General features: G+C 56.6%; 12 protein-coding genes. 6 read left to right on the top strand and 6 right to left on the bottom strand.

Annotated elements, in window-relative coordinates; all coding sequences use genetic code 11:
* Positions 1–4: 4 nt before the first annotated feature.
* From ACXADZ_RS18700 to ACXADZ_RS18690, 3 genes are all read right to left on the bottom strand, one after another.
* Positions 5–2365, bottom strand: a complete 2361-nt coding sequence (locus ACXADZ_RS18700; protein ID WP_475198785.1) for a xanthine dehydrogenase family protein molybdopterin-binding subunit — start codon at positions 2363–2365, stop codon at positions 5–7.
* 256 nt (positions 2366–2621) lie between these two features.
* Positions 2622–3104 carry a (2Fe-2S)-binding protein gene (locus ACXADZ_RS18695; RefSeq protein WP_171094676.1) on the bottom strand — a complete coding sequence of 161 codons (483 nt, stop codon included), beginning with the start codon at positions 3102–3104 and terminating at the stop codon, positions 2622–2624.
* Between the two features lie 28 nt (positions 3105–3132).
* Complete coding sequence (locus tag ACXADZ_RS18690) at positions 3133–3657, bottom strand: CoxG family protein (RefSeq protein ID WP_475198783.1); 525 nt, start codon at positions 3655–3657, stop codon at positions 3133–3135.
* Between the two features lie 230 nt (positions 3658–3887).
* On the opposite strand from ACXADZ_RS18690, the gene ACXADZ_RS18685 reads away from it, so the two are divergent.
* From ACXADZ_RS18685 to ACXADZ_RS18660, 6 genes are all read left to right on the top strand, one after another.
* On the top strand, positions 3888–4571 hold the full coding sequence (locus ACXADZ_RS18685; protein ID WP_475198782.1) for a response regulator: 684 nt from the start codon (positions 3888–3890) through the stop codon (positions 4569–4571).
* Between the two features lie 46 nt (positions 4572–4617).
* Positions 4618–5787, top strand: a complete 1170-nt coding sequence (locus ACXADZ_RS18680) for an FIST N-terminal domain-containing protein (protein ID WP_475198780.1) — start codon at positions 4618–4620, stop codon at positions 5785–5787.
* A gap of 3 nt (positions 5788–5790) precedes the next feature.
* The gene (locus ACXADZ_RS18675) at positions 5791–8004 is read left to right on the top strand and encodes a hybrid sensor histidine kinase/response regulator (protein WP_475198778.1); all 2214 of its coding nucleotides are present in this window, start codon (positions 5791–5793) and stop codon (positions 8002–8004) included.
* Between the two features lie 96 nt (positions 8005–8100).
* The gene (locus ACXADZ_RS18670; protein ID WP_475198776.1) at positions 8101–10278 is read left to right on the top strand and encodes a Tex family protein; all 2178 of its coding nucleotides are present in this window, start codon (positions 8101–8103) and stop codon (positions 10276–10278) included.
* A gap of 172 nt (positions 10279–10450) precedes the next feature.
* Positions 10451–11848 carry a bifunctional enoyl-CoA hydratase/phosphate acetyltransferase gene (locus ACXADZ_RS18665; protein WP_475198774.1) on the top strand — a complete coding sequence of 466 codons (1398 nt, stop codon included), beginning with the start codon at positions 10451–10453 and terminating at the stop codon, positions 11846–11848.
* Positions 11845–13041: an acetate/propionate family kinase gene (locus tag ACXADZ_RS18660; RefSeq protein WP_171094690.1), complete on the top strand. Its 1197-nt coding sequence runs from the start codon at positions 11845–11847 to the stop codon at positions 13039–13041. The genes ACXADZ_RS18665 and ACXADZ_RS18660 overlap by 4 nt, the downstream gene beginning before the upstream one ends.
* Before the next feature lie 7 nt (positions 13042–13048).
* On the opposite strand, the gene ACXADZ_RS18655 is transcribed toward ACXADZ_RS18660, so the two are convergent.
* From ACXADZ_RS18655 to ACXADZ_RS18645, 3 genes are read right to left on the bottom strand one after another with little or no spacing between them, the layout of a single operon-like run.
* Complete coding sequence (locus ACXADZ_RS18655) at positions 13049–13816, bottom strand: citryl-CoA lyase (RefSeq protein ID WP_475198772.1); 768 nt, start codon at positions 13814–13816, stop codon at positions 13049–13051.
* Positions 13813–14997, bottom strand: coding sequence for a CaiB/BaiF CoA transferase family protein (locus tag ACXADZ_RS18650; RefSeq protein WP_475198771.1), 1185 nt, complete (start codon positions 14995–14997; stop codon positions 13813–13815). Before ACXADZ_RS18650 ends, ACXADZ_RS18655 begins: the two co-directional genes overlap by 4 nt.
* Entirely contained in the window at positions 14990–16501 is a 1512-nt protein-coding gene (locus ACXADZ_RS18645; RefSeq protein WP_475198769.1) for a tripartite tricarboxylate transporter permease, read from the bottom strand. Before ACXADZ_RS18645 ends, ACXADZ_RS18650 begins: the two co-directional genes overlap by 8 nt.
* Between the last annotated feature and the right edge of the window lies 1 nt (position 16502).

The following is a 16502-nucleotide window of genomic DNA, read 5'->3' as shown; positions in this document are numbered from 1 at the left end:
CACCTCAGCTGTTCATCGCCGACCAGACGCGAGACGGGCTCATTGGCATATCGATGTGATCCACCGCCTTGCCGCCCGAGTTCAACGCATCCAGTACCGCATTGACCACCGCAGGTGGTGAGCCAATTGCACCAGCTTCACCGCAACCCTTCACCCCAAGTGGATTGTGCGTGCAGGGTGTCTGGCTGGAATGGTCGACACCATAAAACGGTACATCATCCGCGCGTGGCATCGCATAATCCATATAGGACGCACTGAGCAGTTGGCCGTTCTCATCATAGGCGCAATTCTCAAGCAGGGCCTGACCGATACCCTGGCCGATGCCTCCATGTACCTGACCGTCAACAATCATCGGGTTGATGATGTTGCCGAAATCATCGGCTGCCGTGAACTTCTCGATGCTGACCTGACCGGTGTCCGGATCGATCTCGACCTCACAAGCATAAGCACCAGCTGGGAAGGTGAAATTGGCCGGATCATAGAAGGCAGTTTCTTCCAGTCCTGGTTCGACTTCCAGCGGGAAGTTATGCGGGACGTACGCTGTCAAGGTCACGTCACCCCAGGCCACTGACTTGTCGGTGCCTGCCACACTGAATTGACCGTCTTTCAGCTCGATATCGGCCTCGGACGCTTCCAACAGGTGTGCGGCGATCTTTTTGGCTTTTTCGATCACCTTCTCAGTTGCCTTGACCATAGCCGAGCCGCAGACAGCCAACGAACGAGAACCATATGTGCCCATGCCAAACGGAATCTTCGACGTATCGCCATGTACGATTTCGACCATCGATTCATCGATGCCGATCATGTCGGCCACAACCTGCGGGAAGGCGGTCTCGTGCCCTTGTCCGTGGCTGTGTGCCCCTACCATGACGCTGATTGAACCGGTGGCGTTCACGCGAACAGTGGCTGCATCATAAAGACCCGCGCGGGCCCCGAGCATCCCGACAATGTTGGATGGCGCGATGCCACACGCTTCGATGTAGCAGTTGATGCCCAAGCCCCGCAGTTTGCCGTTGGCTTCGCTTTGCGAGCGACGCGCGGCAAAGCCTGCCAGATCAGCAGCAGCCTCAAGCTTGTCCATCGTCCCGTTATAGTCCCCGGTGTCATAGGTCAGCGCCACCGGTGTGTCATAGGGGAACTGAGTGACAAAGTTCTGACGACGCAGCGCTATCGGGTCGACGCCCAACTCGCGCGCCGCCTTATCCACTACGCGCTCCAACTGGAACGTCGCTTCGGGGCGACCTGCACCACGATAGGCATCCACGGGCACTGTGTTGGTGAACATTGCTTTCACATTCACCTGAATGACCGGCGTCTTGTAGTTGCCCGCCATCAGTGTCCCATGCAGCCAGGTTGGAACCGAGCTTGAGAAGGTCGACAGATACGCGCCCAAATTGGCAAAGGTGTTGGTTCGCAGACCGATGAAATTGTTATCTGCATCCAGCGCCAGTTCGATAGTGCTGACATGGTCACGGCCATGGGCATCTGACATGAACGCTTCGGACCGGCTGGAGGTCCATTTGACCGGACGACCACAGGCCTTGGCAGCAAAGGTGCAGAACGCTTCTTCCGCATAATGGAAGATCTTCGTGCCAAAACCACCGCCTACATCAGGGGCTACAACGCGCACCTTATGCTCGGGCAGGCCCAGAACAAAAGCACACATCAACAAGCGGATCACATGTGGGTTTTGCGACGTGGTATAGAGCGTATATTCGTCCGTTCCACGCTTGTATTCACCAACGGCGACGCGCGGTTCCATCGGGTTCGCGACCAGACGGTTGTTGACCAGATCCAGCGTTGTCACATGCGCGGCATTGGCAAAGACTTCATCGACCTTGGCGTCGTCAGTTTCACCCAACTGCCAATCGTAACAGATGTTGTTCTTCAGATCGTCATGAACCAGCGTTGCACCATCCTGCGCTGCAGCCTTCATGTGGATCACAGCGGGCAGTTCTTCGATGTCCAGATCGATAGCTTCGGCAGCGTCACGCGCCTGCTCAAGGCTGTCGGCCACAACTGCGGCAATCGGATCGCCCACATGGCGCACCTTGCCTTGTGCCAGAATGGGGTGCGGAGGCTCTTGCATGGGTGCGCCGTGCTTGTCGGTCACCTCCCAACCGCAGGGCATCCCGCCCACGCCTTCGAAATCCTTGCCGGTGAATACCTTGACTACACCGGGTATGGCTTCGGCGGCAGAGGTGTCTATTGATTTGATCCGACCATGCGCAATGTCGGACCGCAGGAAATGTACATAGGCCTGACCATGTACGTTGATATCGTCGGTGTAGTTACCTGCTCCGGTCAGAAAGCGTACGTCCTCACGCCGCTTGGAACTGGCTCCGATGCCACTGTCTTTGGGCATTGCTTGTTCTCCTCCCATAAATCTCGAACGGCGGAGGTGTCAGTCACTCCCGCCCCTTCTGACCGTGCGCTTCCTAGCCAAGAAAAAGGCTGAGAGAGCAAAGGCCAAAACGATCAATTTTCCCAAAACCATCCACGCTTGCAGCTGATGCGGAGCTGGATTGATCCAATCCACAAACATGGTCCATCCCTGAAGAAGCAGCATGCAAACCACTGCAAAAACGAAGAGAGGGAAAATGATCTTCATTCGCTTCAAGCTATTCAGCTGCGATACTGGAAACGTCCTGGCCGGATGCGGCCATTATCGCTTTGACAATGTTGTGGTAGCCGGTGCAGCGGCACAGGTTGCCTTCCAGATATTTCCGGATTTCAGCCTCGGTGGGACGCGGGTTGTCCTTCAACAGCGCGGCAGCGCTCATTACCATCCCCGGAGTGCAGAACCCGCACTGAAGTCCATGATGGTCCTGAAACGCTTGCTGGATCACGTTCAATGACCCATCCGCATTGGCCTGACCTTCGATCGTGCCCACGTCGGCCCCGTCGGCTTCAGCCGCCAGCATGTTGCACGACTTTACAGCCTCGCCGTTCACATGCACGACGCAAGCGCCACATTGCGCGGTGTCGCAACCCACGTGGGTGCCTGTCAAAGACAGATGCTCGCGCAGAAAACCGGACAGCAAAGTCCGCCCTTCGACGTCTCCGCTTACGGCTTTGCCGTTCACGGTCATTGAAATCTTCATGAATTTCTCCTCCCTGAATTCTTTTGGTTCAATCGCCCAATACGCGTTTGAACCAGCCTTTCTTTTCTTCCTTTTCCTCACCGTCATCCGAAGTTTCCGCCTCGGGCTCTGGTTGAGGTTCGACAGCGTTCTGAAAGTTCTCAAAAAACTGATCAGCCAGTTTTCTGGCAACGCCGTCGATGACCCGTCCTCCCAACTGGGCCAGCTTTCCGCCAACACGCGCGTCGACGTTGTATGTCAGCAAAGTGCCTTCGGGGGCGTCTGCCAGACTGACCTCTGCAGATCCTTTGGCGAACCCTGCTGCTCCGCCCTTACCTTCACCCGAGAGCTTCACGCTTTCAAGCGCCACGAGATCAGAAAGGGTAACGGCCCCTTTGAAGGTCGCTTTGACAGGTCCAACTTTCTGCACGACTGTCGCTTCGAAACCTTCTTCTACCGAGCCTGTCATTTCCTGACACCCCGGCACACATTCCTTCAGAACGTCTGCCGACAAAAGCGCATCCCAGACCTTGGATCGTGGCGCGGCTATGACGCGACTGTCACTGAGTTCCATTGAACGTCTCCGAACATTTTTTGTTACGCTACGCGGTGTTGGCTGCCCTGCCTATAAGACCTTGGGCGTAGTCACCGCCGTGCGCGGGGGCAATGTTAACCACTCTGACGCCCCATTGCGCCGCAGGCAACGCATTTGTCATCTACTACCTTCGCCCAGTAGGGGTGGTTTTCATTGAGTGTTAGGATTGTTTAGGCTGGAGCCAACCCGATTACAAAAGGCGATACCAAATGCTTGCCGATTCCGCCCGCCGGGCAGATTTCAAGAACGTACTGATTGTTGATGACCATCCCCTGTTCTGCGACGCGCTTTCGATGACGTTGCAAACTGTTGCGCAAATCGGCGACATCCACACAGCAGACAGGCTGGAAGGGGCCATGGACCTGCTGGCGCAGGGGTTGAAGCCGGATGCCGTCATGCTGGACCTTAACCTGCCGGACGTGGATGGGCTGGACGGGCTGGTCCGCCTGAAAGCGGCCGCGAGTGTTCCGGTTATTGTCGTATCTTCACTGACGGACAGCCGCGTCGTCAGTCAGGTAATACAGGCCGGGGCGTCCGGCTATGTGCCCAAGCACAGTCAACGCGATGTGTTTCGTACCGCAATCGAGACGGTGCAATCCGGCAATATCTTTGTACCTGACGGCTGCGTGCTGATCGAAACGGAAGACGACGATGAACACAGCGATGCGGTCAACCGTTTGGCAACGCTGACAAATCAGCAATCGCGTATTCTGCAACTGATCTGCGAAGGTAAGCTGAACAAACAAATCGCCTATGATCTTTCAATTGCTGAGACCACAGTAAAGGCGCATGTGACTGCAATTATGCGGAAACTGGGCGTGCAAAGCCGTACGCAAGCGGTTTTGATTGCCAAGAAAGCGTCTTTTGCCAGTGTCTTGCAAGAACAGGGTTAAGCGTCATAGTCTCGCCCCATCGTCGCGCTTTGAGGGAGGAGGCACGATGGACCAAGCTTTCGGGTGGGCAGAGGCCCCGGCCCGTGCGCCAGGCATCGTCAAAACGGCTTTCGTCCAATACGACAGCGCTCAGGCAATCAAAACGCTTGAACGTAACCTGGGTGACGGGCCTTTTGCGCTTGTCATTCTTTTCGTGAGTTCAAATGCGGATGCGTCTGCCGTCATATCAGAGGCTGAGGAGGTTTTTGCCCCAACACCCGTCGTGGGTTGCACCACCGCCGGAGAGCTTGCCGATGATGGCTATAGTGAAGGCAAGATCGTCGCAATCGCCTTGCCAAAGAGTCATTTTGAAACCCGCACTGTCCTGGTTCCCGACCTGGACGATTTCGATGCAGAGAACATCATCAACCAGATGATCAACAACCGTCATTCCATGATGGAGTCCTCGCCCGACTGGCCACATGAGTTCACATTCCTGATGATTGATGGATTGTCGACCAAAGAGGATGCACTGACTTCTGAGCTTGCAGTTGGCTTGGGGCCTGTGCCTCTGTTTGGTGGTTCTGCCGGTGATGGCACGCGGTTTGGGCAAACTTATGTGCTGCACGAGGGCCGCGCGCGAAGCAATGCTGCCATTCTGACACAGGTCCGCACGCGCTGTCCGATCAGGGTGTTCAAAACCGATCACCTTGTACCTGCCCAGCGGCGCATGGTCGTGACCAAGGCTGATCCGGGCAAGCGGATTGTGCAAGAGATCAACGCCGAGCCGGCCGCCCGCGAATATGCGCGCATACTGGGCAAAGACCCAGAGCAACTGACAACCTTTACATTTGCCGCGCATCCTGTGGTCGTCCAAATTGGCGGGCAGCACCATGTGCGTGCGATTCAGCAGGTGGCGGGTAATGGGGATTTGGTGTTTTTCTCGGCCATCGATGAAGGTCTCGTTCTGACACTGGCAGAGCCGCGGGACATGGTTGAACATCTGGAGGAGGAAATCGGGGCGCTGTCCGAAAGGCAACAACCCGACACGATTCTGGGCTGCGACTGTATCCTGCGCCGATTGGAAGCGCAGGAAAAACAGAAAACGCGGGACATCTCGGACATCCTGGCGCGCAACCATTTGTTTGGGTTCTCGACCTACGGCGAACAATACAATTCGATCCATGTGAACCAGACCCTTACAGGTGTTGCGATCTATCCGCCCGAGAAAGAGTAACCCATGATCGAGCATCTTACGGATCCTTCGGACTCCATAGAGCGTCAGAATGAGAAGCTGCGCAAAATCGTCGAGGCGTTAATGCGACGCGTGGAAGAGTCGACTGACGCATCTGGGGCCGCTTATGCGCAGTTCCAACGTGCGGCCGTTCTGGAACAAGAGGTCCGCGCCCGAACGGATGATCTTGAGCGCGCGCTTGAGCTGTTGAACGACTCCAACGCGAGGTTGGCACAAGCCAACAAGGAAACCGAAGCCGCGCGGGCCGACCTCGCCAATGCAATCGAAACGGTGCAGGAAGGGTTTGCCCTGTTCAATCGGGATGAGCAGCTGGTGCTTTGCAATAGCCGTTTCGGGTCGCACATGCCTGACATTCAAAAATGGCTGAACCCGGGGCTCGGTTTTGCTGACTATGTCCAGCTGTTAAGCCAGTCCAAATTCTTGTCATTGCCGGAAGGGGTAACCCCAGATGATTGGGGTCAAGCCCGTCTGGACCGGCACAGCGAAGATCATGTGGTCTTCAACGTCCGGCTGGTTGGCAATCGCTGGGTGCAGGTGTCCGAACACCGCACCCCGGATGGTGGAACTGTGATCCTGCAGACCGATGTGACCGACATTATGCGCATCGAACGGCAGGAGAGGGATCGGATTCTGGATGACAAGGCCCGGCTGATCCGGGCAACCTTGGAACACATCGAACAGGGCGTTTGTATTTTTGACAACAAACACCGCCTGATCGGTTGGAACAATCGTGCGAGCGAATTGCTGGCTATTCCAATGACCCAGTTTCAGATGGGAACACGTTTTGACACGCTGTCTCAACGCCTTAGCGCGAATATTTCCTTTCAAAAGGGAATAAATGAACAAGATCTGCTGAATTGGGTTCGCCGAAGAACCTCACGACGGCCGCTGCAGTTTCAGATGCATCGGGGTCGTTCCAAAATCCTATCTGTTTTTGCTCAGGAAATGCCGGACCGAGGGTTTGTGATCTCGTTCACCGACGTTACGGCAGAACGAAAATCAGCCGAGGCGCTTTATGAGGCAAAGGAACTGCTGGAACAGCGCGTGGCTTCGCGCACGATGGAGCTGGCGGATGCACTAAACGAGGCCGAACGAGCAAACGCATCAAAGTCGCGATTTGTGGCCGCCGCCAGCCACGATTTGCTGCAACCTTTGTCGGCTGCAAAACTTTACGTCGCTTCACTGGGCAGTGGATTGAACCAAGTGGATGCTCAGACGGTTGCCGCAAAAGCAGAGAGCGCCTTGAACAGCGTGGAACACATTCTCGAGGCTTTGCTGGACATCTCGAAGCTGGATTCGGGACGGGCACGTGTACATTTGTCGCCGGTTTCACTAGGGCAGATGTTTTCTCAAATCGAAGATGCATTTCGCCCGATTGCGCAGGCCAAAGGTTTGGATTTGCGTTTTGTGGACACAAGCGCCGTTGTGACCAGCGATGCCAGCTATCTGCGACGCATCCTGCAAAACCTGTTGTCGAATGCGATCCGTTATACTGAAACGGGAAAGGTTCTGGTCGGTGTCAGGCGGCGCAAGAAAACTGTGTCTCTTGAAGTTTGGGATACCGGTATTGGGATCGCGCCTGATCACAGAGACACCGTTTTTCAGGAGTTCCGGCGTTTACACTCAGATGCCAGCGCCGCGGAAGGTATGGGTTTGGGTCTTGCGATCGTCGAACGGGCCTGCGGTCTGTTGCACCACCCGATCAACTTGCGGTCAGAGGTAGGTAAGGGCACCGGTTTTTCGGTTGAAACCCCTCTGGCAAAGACAAAACCGGCGGGGGCCCGCGTTCCATCTGCACGTCAAACACCAAATCCCAGTTTGCCTTGCAACACCGTCACCTTGCTGATTGAAAACGACGAGAACTTGCGCAGTGCCTTGCGCATGACCATTGAGGCCTGGGGCGTTGAGGTTCTGGAAGCCGAAAGTGGCGAGGGTGCAGTCCAACTTTTGCACGAAATAGGCATCCTGCCCGATGTCATTGTCGCAGACTATCAGTTGAACAACGATGAAACCGGAATCGATGCTGTAAACGCTTTGGTCCGTGCGTTTGGCTCGCTACCGGGGTGCATCATCTCGGCCAACAGGTCCCCGGATATTGTCGATTACTGCGCGCAGGCTGACCTTCCATTGCTTTACAAGCCCATTGACGCGCAATTGCTGAAGGCGACTTTGGAAGCTTCGGTTTTGCGACGCGAGTAACCGCCCGAATTATTGCGATCTTGAAAGGTCTGGGGTCTTTCACTTGTTGAAACGGGTGGTTAAGAAACCCTTCCACCGTCCTTTCAGGAGGCCCCCTTGGACCGTATCGCCCACACAATTGCTACCGAGATCAACGCCGGTTCCGAACAGGTCGGGGCCGCGATTAAACTGCTGGACGATGGCGCTACCGTGCCGTTTGTCGCCCGTTACCGGAAAGAAGCCACCGGCGGGTTGGACGATACGCAATTGCGCTTACTTTCTGATCGGCTGACCTATATGCGCGAACTTGAGGCGCGACGCGAAACCATCCTGAACTCGATCCGAGATCAGGGAAAGCTGACCGAGGATCTGAGCAAATCCATCGCGCGGGCCGAGACCAAAGCGCAATTGGAAGACATCTACCTGCCGTACAAACCCAAGCGGCGCACCAAGGCGATGATTGCGCGCGAAAACGGGCTGGAGCCTTTGGCGGATGCTATTCTGGCCGACCGCAATGCAGAGCCCGAGATGCTAGCCGAGGCATATCTTTCCGAGGCCGTACCGACCCAGCGCGTCGCGTTGAACGGAGCTCGGGATATTCTGACCGAGCGATTGACGGAAAACGCTGGCCTGTTGGGGGAACTGCGGGCCTTCATGCAGCGCGAAGCCATGCTGAGTGCCAAGGTTATCGACGGCAAGGAAAAGGAAGGTGCAAAATTCAGCGATTACTTCGACCATTCCGAGCTTTGGGCCGATGTACCGTCGCATCGGGCGTTGGCGATGCTGCGCGCGTCAAAAGAGGGGATTGTCACGTTGGACATCGCTCCTGAACCGGAATTCGGCGCGGCGCGTGCCGAAACAATTGTCGCCGCACATCTGCAGACGCGCGGCAAGGGGCCGGGGGATGCATGGCTGCGCAAGGTCGCCGGTTGGACATGGCGGGTCAAGCTTTCGCTATCCATGATGGTCGAGCTTATGGGGGATCTGCGCAGTCGCGCGCAGGACGAGGCTATTCAGGTCTTTTCGCGCAATCTCAAGGATTTGCTCTTTGCCGCTCCGGCGGGGGCCAAGGCGACTTTGGGCCTTGATCCGGGTATTCGTACGGGTGTTAAGGCAGCCGTTGTTGATGCAACCGGGAAAGTGGTGGCCACCGATACGCTTTATCCGTTTCAGCCAAAGAACGATCTGCGCGGGGCGCAGGCGGCCATTCTCAATCTGATCTCGGCCCACCAGATCGAACTGATCGCCATCGGGAACGGGACCGCCAGCCGCGAGACCGAGCGACTGGTCGCAGACACACTTTCCCTGCTGCCGAAGACGGTTAAAGCGCCGACAAAGGTGGTGGTGTCCGAGGCCGGGGCTTCGGTCTATTCCGCTTCGGAACTGGCTGCGCGCGAGTTTCCGGATCTGGATGTTTCGCTGCGCGGGGCCGTTTCCATCGCACGGCGGTTGCAGGACCCATTGGCGGAGCTGGTCAAAATCGAGCCCAAATCCATCGGCGTTGGGCAATATCAGCACGACGTAGATCAACACCGGCTTTCCCAGTCACTGGATTCCGCGATTGAAGATGTGGTGAACGCGGTTGGGGTCGATCTGAATACCGCCTCTGCCCCTTTGTTGTCGCGTGTTTCTGGTCTCGGGACTGCTCAGGCCGAAGCCATCGTCACCCATCGTGATCTGAATGGACCATTTCAATCTCGCAAGGATCTGTTGTCCGTTGCACGGCTGGGCCCGCGTGCATTTGAACAATGCGCCGGATTCCTGCGTATCCGGGACGGTGCGGAACCGCTGGATGCGTCCTCGGTTCATCCCGAGGCATATGACGTCGCCCGACGCGTTGTCGCGGCTTGTGGGCGCGATATCCGACGCATCATGGGTCACGATGGCGCTTTGAAGGGGCTGCGGGCCGAGCAGTTCGTAACTGAAGAATTCGGTCTGCCGACAGTTCGGGATATCTTTGCCGAGCTGGAAAAACCCGGGCGCGATCCCCGCCCAAGTTTCGTCACCGCCTCCTTTGCCGATGGCGTTGAAGAGATCACTGACCTGAAGCCCGGAATGGTATTGGAAGGCACCGTGACAAACGTGGCAGCGTTTGGCGCATTTGTGGATGTGGGAGTACATCAGGATGGGTTGGTTCATGTCAGCCAGTTGGCGGACCGCTTTGTCAAAGACCCGCATGAGGTCGTTAAAACCGGGCAGGTTGTAAAGGTCCGGGTTGTTGAGGTGGATGTGCCAAGAAAACGGATCGGTTTGACGATGCGAAAACAGGGCGGCGGTGGAAAGAGGCGCGCCTGATCAGCAATGTGCTCAGTTTCCGGGCGCGACGACACGAAGCCGTTGCATACCGGACATAATGTATCGACCAACACGGGCGGCCATATTGATTTGTTTTCATTGAGTGCTGAACTGAGTATCAGCAAGAGAGTTCACTGCGCCGCCCCAAGTGCCGAAACAGAAACGAAATTTCATGCAGTATCACAACAAACCCTATGACAAGCTTCAGGTCGGCGATACTGCCGAGCTGGTTCGCACCTGCTCGGTCGACGATTTTTATGTCTTCGCCAACAATTCCGGCAACCACAATCCGCTGCATCTGGCCAGTGAAAATGGTAACGGCGACCATATCAACGAAGCGGTTGCGCCTGCCATGTTCGTGGGGGCTTTGATCTCGGCTGTTTTGGGGAACGTACTGCCGGGGGCCGGGACGCTCTACAAATCACAGAGCTTTGACTTTGTGGAACGGGCGCATGCTGGGGATGAACTGGTCTCGAAAGTCACGGTTGTTGAAAAGCGGCCAAACCGCGAAGTTGTCTTTGATACAATCGTGTCACGCCCGTCCGATGGTGCCGTAATAGTCAGTGGGCAGGCCGTTGTGGTCGCGCCGGACAAAGAGCTGGTGTTTGCGGAACTGGAGTTGCCCGGGCTTGTGGTCAAACGCCATCGCCATTTTGACGAGATGCTGGACAAGGTCCGCCCGCTTCCCCCCATGCCCACGGCCATCGTAGCCCCGGAAGAGCCGAATTCCCTGGGTGGGGCGTTGCTGGCGTCGCATGAAACAATCATTACCCCCATTTTGATCGGAGACCCGGACAAAATTCACGCTGCCGCCGCTGAAATCGAGGTTTCACTGGACGGGTTTGAGATTGTGCCAGAGCGCAATCATTTCAGTGCGGCCAACACTGCAGTCGATCTTGTGGCTGCGGGTCGCGCAAAAGCCTTGATGAAAGGGCACTTGCATACGGACGAATTGTTAAAAGCTGCACTAAGGCGTGAAAATGGCTTACGCACGGGTCGCCGTTTCACCCATGTCTTTGTCATGGACGTGCCCGGACAGCCCAGACCGCTTTTGGTGACGGATGCGGCGATCAACATCGAACCGGATCTGGAAACCAAGATTGATATTGTCCAAAACGCTATCGATCTGGCCCGGTCGCTGGGGATTGAGAATCCCAGAGCGGGTATTCTGTCGGCCATCGAAACCGTCAACCCGGCGATCCGTTCCTCGGTGGATGCGGCCTTGCTGTCGAAAATGGCAGAACGCGGTCAGATCACAGGTGGGTTGGTTGATGGCCCCCTGGCCATGGACAATGCCGTCAGCCTCGCCGCTGCGCGATCTAAAGGAATAGTCTCGGACGTTGCGGGCAAAACAGATATTCTGGTGGTGCCCAATCTGGATGCCGGAAACATGATGGCCAAGCAACTGACCTATATCGCCAATGCCGAAGGGGCAGGGGTGGTGATGGGGGCCAAAGCGCCCATCATTCTGACCAGCCGGGCTGATGACGACAAGGCGCGGCTGGCATCCTGCGCAGTAGCCGCCCTGCACGATGCATTTACTATGTCGCAAACCGGAGCACACGCATGACGCATGTCGTGACACTGAACGCTGGATCGTCTTCGATGAAATTTGGTCTGTTCGAGTTGACCAATGACGATCCGATTATGGTTTGCACCGGAGCAGTTGAACGGATTGGCGAGGGCGATCCGCTGGTTAAGGCGAAATCTTCAGATGGTAGTGTTCTTGCAACCGGCACTGCCGGCGAAATCCATGATCACGCTGCGGCCCTGGATTGGGTGCTGAATCTGCTGGCGCGTTCATTTCCAAACAGCGAGGTGACTGCATTTGGGCATCGTGTTGTCCACGGTGGGCCGAATATCGATGCGCCGCTGCCTCTTACCGAAGCTGCCATAGAAGCGCTGGACAAGCTGTCTCCGTTCGCACCCTTGCACCAACCGCACAATCTGGCCGGGGCGAAGGCGGCGATGGAACGTTTTCCTGATGCCGTTCAGATCGCCTGTTTCGACACAGCTTTTCACCGCAATCATCCTTGGGAGAATGACGTCTTTGCCCTACCGCGTGAGTACTACGACAAGGGCGTCCGTCGCTATGGCTTTCACGGGCTGAGCTATGAGTACATCTCGGATCATATGGCAAAGACTGCACCGCTTTTGCATGAAGGGCGAGTGGTCGTTGCCCATCTGGGCAACGGTGCATCTATGTGTGCAATGATCGGGGGCCGATCTGTCGGTTCGACCATGGGGTTTTCGGCTTTGGATGGGCTGCCGATGGGCTCGCGTTGTGGCCAGCTTGATCCCGGTGTGGTGCTGTACCTGATGGATCAGGAAGGGTTAAGCGCCGACGAAATCTCCGACCTTCTGTTCCGGAAATCGGGGTTGCTGGGCCTTTCGGGGCTATCGAATGATATGCGCACCTTGGAAAAGGCAGACACGCCCGAAAGCCGTCAAGCGATCAGCTATTTCACATTCCGTATTCGGCGGGAACTTGGGGCCATGGCGGCCATTTTGGGCGGTATCGATGCCTTGGTGTTCACCGGAGGGATCGGAGAGAACTCTCGCCTGGTACGTGACCGGGTGTGTTCCGGAATGGGGTGGCTGGGGATCGAGCTGAACCCGGATGCGAATGCGGATAACGACCTGATCATCTCAACCGATCTGTCCCGGGTTGTGGTCATGGCGATCCCGACGAATGAAGAACTGATGATTGCCCGCGCTGCAGCGGACCTGTTGGCTCGCCGTCCGCATCTGAAAACCGCTTAGCGGCAGTTCATGTAGGCTTATAGGTCCAGCGATAGGCGGGTGGGGTCGGGCCCTTGTTCCGGCCCCCTTGCTGCATCTGTTCCCACGCATGGGCCAAAATTCCAACAGATCGGGACAGGCAGAACAGACCGCGCGCAAGCGGGGGCGCAAAACCAAGTTCGGCGTAGATAACAGCGGTTGCGCCATCTATGTTCATCGGAACAGGCTTGCCTTTGCGCCGTGCCAATTCTGCCTCGATCGCTTGGCCAATCCGCATGAACCGACCATCACACGCTTGGTCCTGTACCGCGTTTGACACCATTGCCATCAAACGCGGAGCGCGCGGATCCGTTGGGGTGTGAAACCGGTGGCCAAAACCTGGCAATATCTTTCCTTCGCTTTCAATCCAGTCGTCCAATGCCTGTTCCAAGCGACCGGGATGTTCCGCAGCGAAATGGTAGAGAGTTACGGCTTGCTCACCAGCCCCGCCGTGAATGTCGCCCAACATATTTACGGCGCTTGCCATCGCATTGTTGAGAGGTAAGCCACAAGTCACTGCCATGCGTGCAGTTGCAATCGATGGTGCCTGAGGCCCATGGTCTACTGCCGCGACCAACGCGGCCTCGAACAATCGGGCCCGAGCGTCCGAAGGACGATCCCCGCGCACCATGAACCAGATCATTTCGGCGAAGCTGAGGTCTCCGATCAGGTTCTGGATTGGTTCACCGCGCAGATCGATCCGGCCGGGCTCCATGTCGATGATAGATGTCGTCCACCAATCGGAAACATCGCTCATATGACCCCCTCCTTGTTCAACGCTTTAATTTCTGCGTTGGACAGTCCGATTTCAGACCAGATCGCATTGTTGTCAGCCCCCAGTTCAGGTGGCGCGCTTTGTGGCATGCGCCGCGTGCCGTCCATGACAACGGGACTTCCCGCAAGCTTCATATCTTCGCTTTGAACCCGCACAGAGCCAATCAGGCCACGCCCAGAAAGTTGTTCATCGGCGAGAGCTTCGGGAACGGTCAGAACCTGCCCGGTTGGCACGCCAATTGCGTTGAGTTCCCGCACCCAGTCGGTTGCGGCTCTGGTCTGCAGAGTTTGTTCCAGCGCGTCGCGCAAGGCGTGACGGTTTTGTTTGCGGTCTTCGCGGGTTGCGTAGTCGGGGTTGTTTAGCAGATCGTCCCGCCCCAGATGTCTTGCAAGGGCCTGCCACTGTTCATCTCGGTTTGCAGCGATGTTTATTGGGCTGTCGCGCGTGGCAAACGTACCCGATGGGGCAGACGTTGTGTTTTCATTTCCATGCGCTGCGGGTGTGACACCACCAACCAGAAAATTCGACACGACCCAACCCATTGTGGAAACAACGGCTTCGGACATCGCAACATCCAGAAATGTTCCTCGCGGGTTCGCGTTCAGTGCAGCAGACACGGCAAAAGCGGCCGTCATCCCACCGACCGTATCCGCCAAAGGGTAGCCAACGCGGTAGGGGGCAGTGTCTGGTGCTCCGGTGATGGACATCACGCCACTGACGCCCTGAACGATCTGATCATAAGCTGGATCGTCCCGTCGAGGGCCATCCTGACCGAACCCGCTAATCGCGCAGTAGATCAGGTTTGGATTGACCTCACGCAGGACGTTGTAGCCAAGGCCCAGCCGATCCATGACGTCAGGTCGAAAATTTTCGACCAGAACTTCTGCGGTTTGGACAAGGCGTTTCAGCAACGCCTTGCCTTTTTCCGATTTCATATCGAGCGTTACCGATTTCTTATCGGCGTTTTGCGCCAGAAAACTGATCCCCATGCCGGCTTTGTTTCTGTCAGGATCAGCGCCCAGAACGCGGGCAAGATCGCCGCCGCCGGGGCGTTCGACCTTGATCACTTCGGCACCCATCAGCGCCAGTTGATAGCAGCAATACGGACCCGCAAGGACATTTGTCAGATCGAGAACCCGTATTCCTGCCAGCGGTTCAGTCACCTTCAGCAACCCCAGCCGCCCGCGCCCGTGCACGGCGTGCGCGATAGCTGGGCAGAAGCACAAGCAGTGCTGCGATGACCAGCAAACCCAGAGTCATCGGGCGTTCCCAGATAAAGGCGATGCCATCATAGAGCTGCATCGAGCGCGCGAAATTGTCCTCCATCATCCCGCCAAGGATGAAACCGATCAGCAGCGGCGCCAGCGGATAGTCGGCGAATTTCAACGCCGTGGCGCAAACACCGAAGCCAACAAGTATCAAAAGCTCAGTCGCATTGTTCTGGCCGATATAAGCCCCCATCAGCGTGAAGAACAAAATGAAAGGGATCAGATAGTTGCGCGGAACCGAGAGAACCTTGGCGATGTAAGGGATCAGCGGCAGGTTCAGCACCAGCAGAACGAGGTTGCCGATGAACATCGACATGATCACGGCCCAGAAAATCTGCGGCTCATCCAGCATCAGACGCGGGCCGGGCGTGACGTTCAAGGCGATCAAAGCGCCAAGCAGGATCGCCGTTGTTCCCGATCCGGGAATACCCAGCGTCAGTAGGGGCACGAATGAACCGGTACACGCGGCGTTGTTCGCTGTTTCGGGTGCGGCCAGCCCCTTGATTGACCCTTTGCCGAATTCTTCCTGCTCCTCTTTCGGCGCGATGTTGCGCTCGACCGCATAGCCCAGAAAGCTGGCAATGGTTGCGCCTGCGCCGGGCAGAACGCCGATGAAGAACCCTTGGACCGATTGACGACCGACCACTGGCGCTATGGCCTTGGCCTCGGCCTTAGTGATCCGCAGGTCCTTGATTTCACCATCGTCGCCTTTCAGGTCCTTTGGTTTTAAGACTAGGAAAAGTGCTTCGGGCAAAGCGAACATGGCCATAGCAAGCGTGATGAAGCCAAAGCCTGATTGCAGATCCATAATGCCCATGGTGAAACGCGGCAGGTTGAACAGCGCACCTTCGCCGACAGTGGCCATGATCAAGCCTAATACCGTCATGATGACGGCTTTCGCCACCTGGCCTGTACCCGCGAAGGCGGCAATGGCCGATAAGCCAACCACCATCAGGGCAAAATACTCTGCCGAGTGGAACAGCAAGGCCACGGATGACAGGGCAGGGGCAAAGACCATCAACAGGACCGCGCCCAAAGTGCCGCCCGCGAAACTTGCTATGGCGGCAACAGTTAGGGCTTTACCTGCTTTGCCCTGTCGCGCCATTGGGTAGCCGTCAAAGCTGGAGGCCACTGTGCCCGCGACCCCCGGCGCGTTAAGCAGGATTGAAGAAGTCGAACCGCCAAAAATGGCGCCATAGTAGACACCGGCCAACAGGATCAGCGCGGCTGAAGGGTCGCCCATGGAAATCGCAACCGGGATCATGATCGCGATGATCGACATCGGGCCCAGGCCCGGAAGCATTCCGATGAATGTACCGATCAAACATCCTGCGATGACCATCAGCAGGTTCTGAATTGAGAATGCCGTTTGCAGGCCGATCAGAAGTCCTTCAAGCATG

This window comes from Ruegeria sp. ABM4_193, assembly GCF_056158705.1.
The sequence above is the reverse complement of the archived record's forward strand: the minus strand, read 5'-3'. Positions and strand labels throughout refer to the sequence as shown.

What these genes read in the sequence shown, in the direction of transcription:
- ACXADZ_RS18700 (WP_475198785.1), bottom strand. Translation starts at nt 2,365, where the DNA reads ATGCCCAAAGACAGTGGCATCGGAGCCAGTTCCAAGCGGCGTGAGGAC.
- ACXADZ_RS18695 (WP_171094676.1), bottom strand. Translation starts at nt 3,104, where the DNA reads ATGAAGATTTCAATGACCGTGAACGGCAAAGCCGTAAGCGGAGACGTC.
- ACXADZ_RS18690 (WP_475198783.1), bottom strand. Translation starts at nt 3,657, where the DNA reads ATGGAACTCAGTGACAGTCGCGTCATAGCCGCGCCACGATCCAAGGTC.
- ACXADZ_RS18685 (WP_475198782.1), top strand. Translation starts at nt 3,888, where the DNA reads ATGCTTGCCGATTCCGCCCGCCGGGCAGATTTCAAGAACGTACTGATT.
- ACXADZ_RS18680 (WP_475198780.1), top strand. Translation starts at nt 4,618, where the DNA reads ATGGACCAAGCTTTCGGGTGGGCAGAGGCCCCGGCCCGTGCGCCAGGC.
- ACXADZ_RS18675 (WP_475198778.1), top strand. Translation starts at nt 5,791, where the DNA reads ATGATCGAGCATCTTACGGATCCTTCGGACTCCATAGAGCGTCAGAAT.
- ACXADZ_RS18665 (WP_475198774.1), top strand. Translation starts at nt 10,451, where the DNA reads ATGCAGTATCACAACAAACCCTATGACAAGCTTCAGGTCGGCGATACT.
- ACXADZ_RS18660 (WP_171094690.1), top strand. Translation starts at nt 11,845, where the DNA reads ATGACGCATGTCGTGACACTGAACGCTGGATCGTCTTCGATGAAATTT.
- ACXADZ_RS18655 (WP_475198772.1), bottom strand. Translation starts at nt 13,816, where the DNA reads ATGAGCGATGTTTCCGATTGGTGGACGACATCTATCATCGACATGGAG.
- ACXADZ_RS18645 (WP_475198769.1), bottom strand. Translation starts at nt 16,501, where the DNA reads ATGCTTGAAGGACTTCTGATCGGCCTGCAAACGGCATTCTCAATTCAG.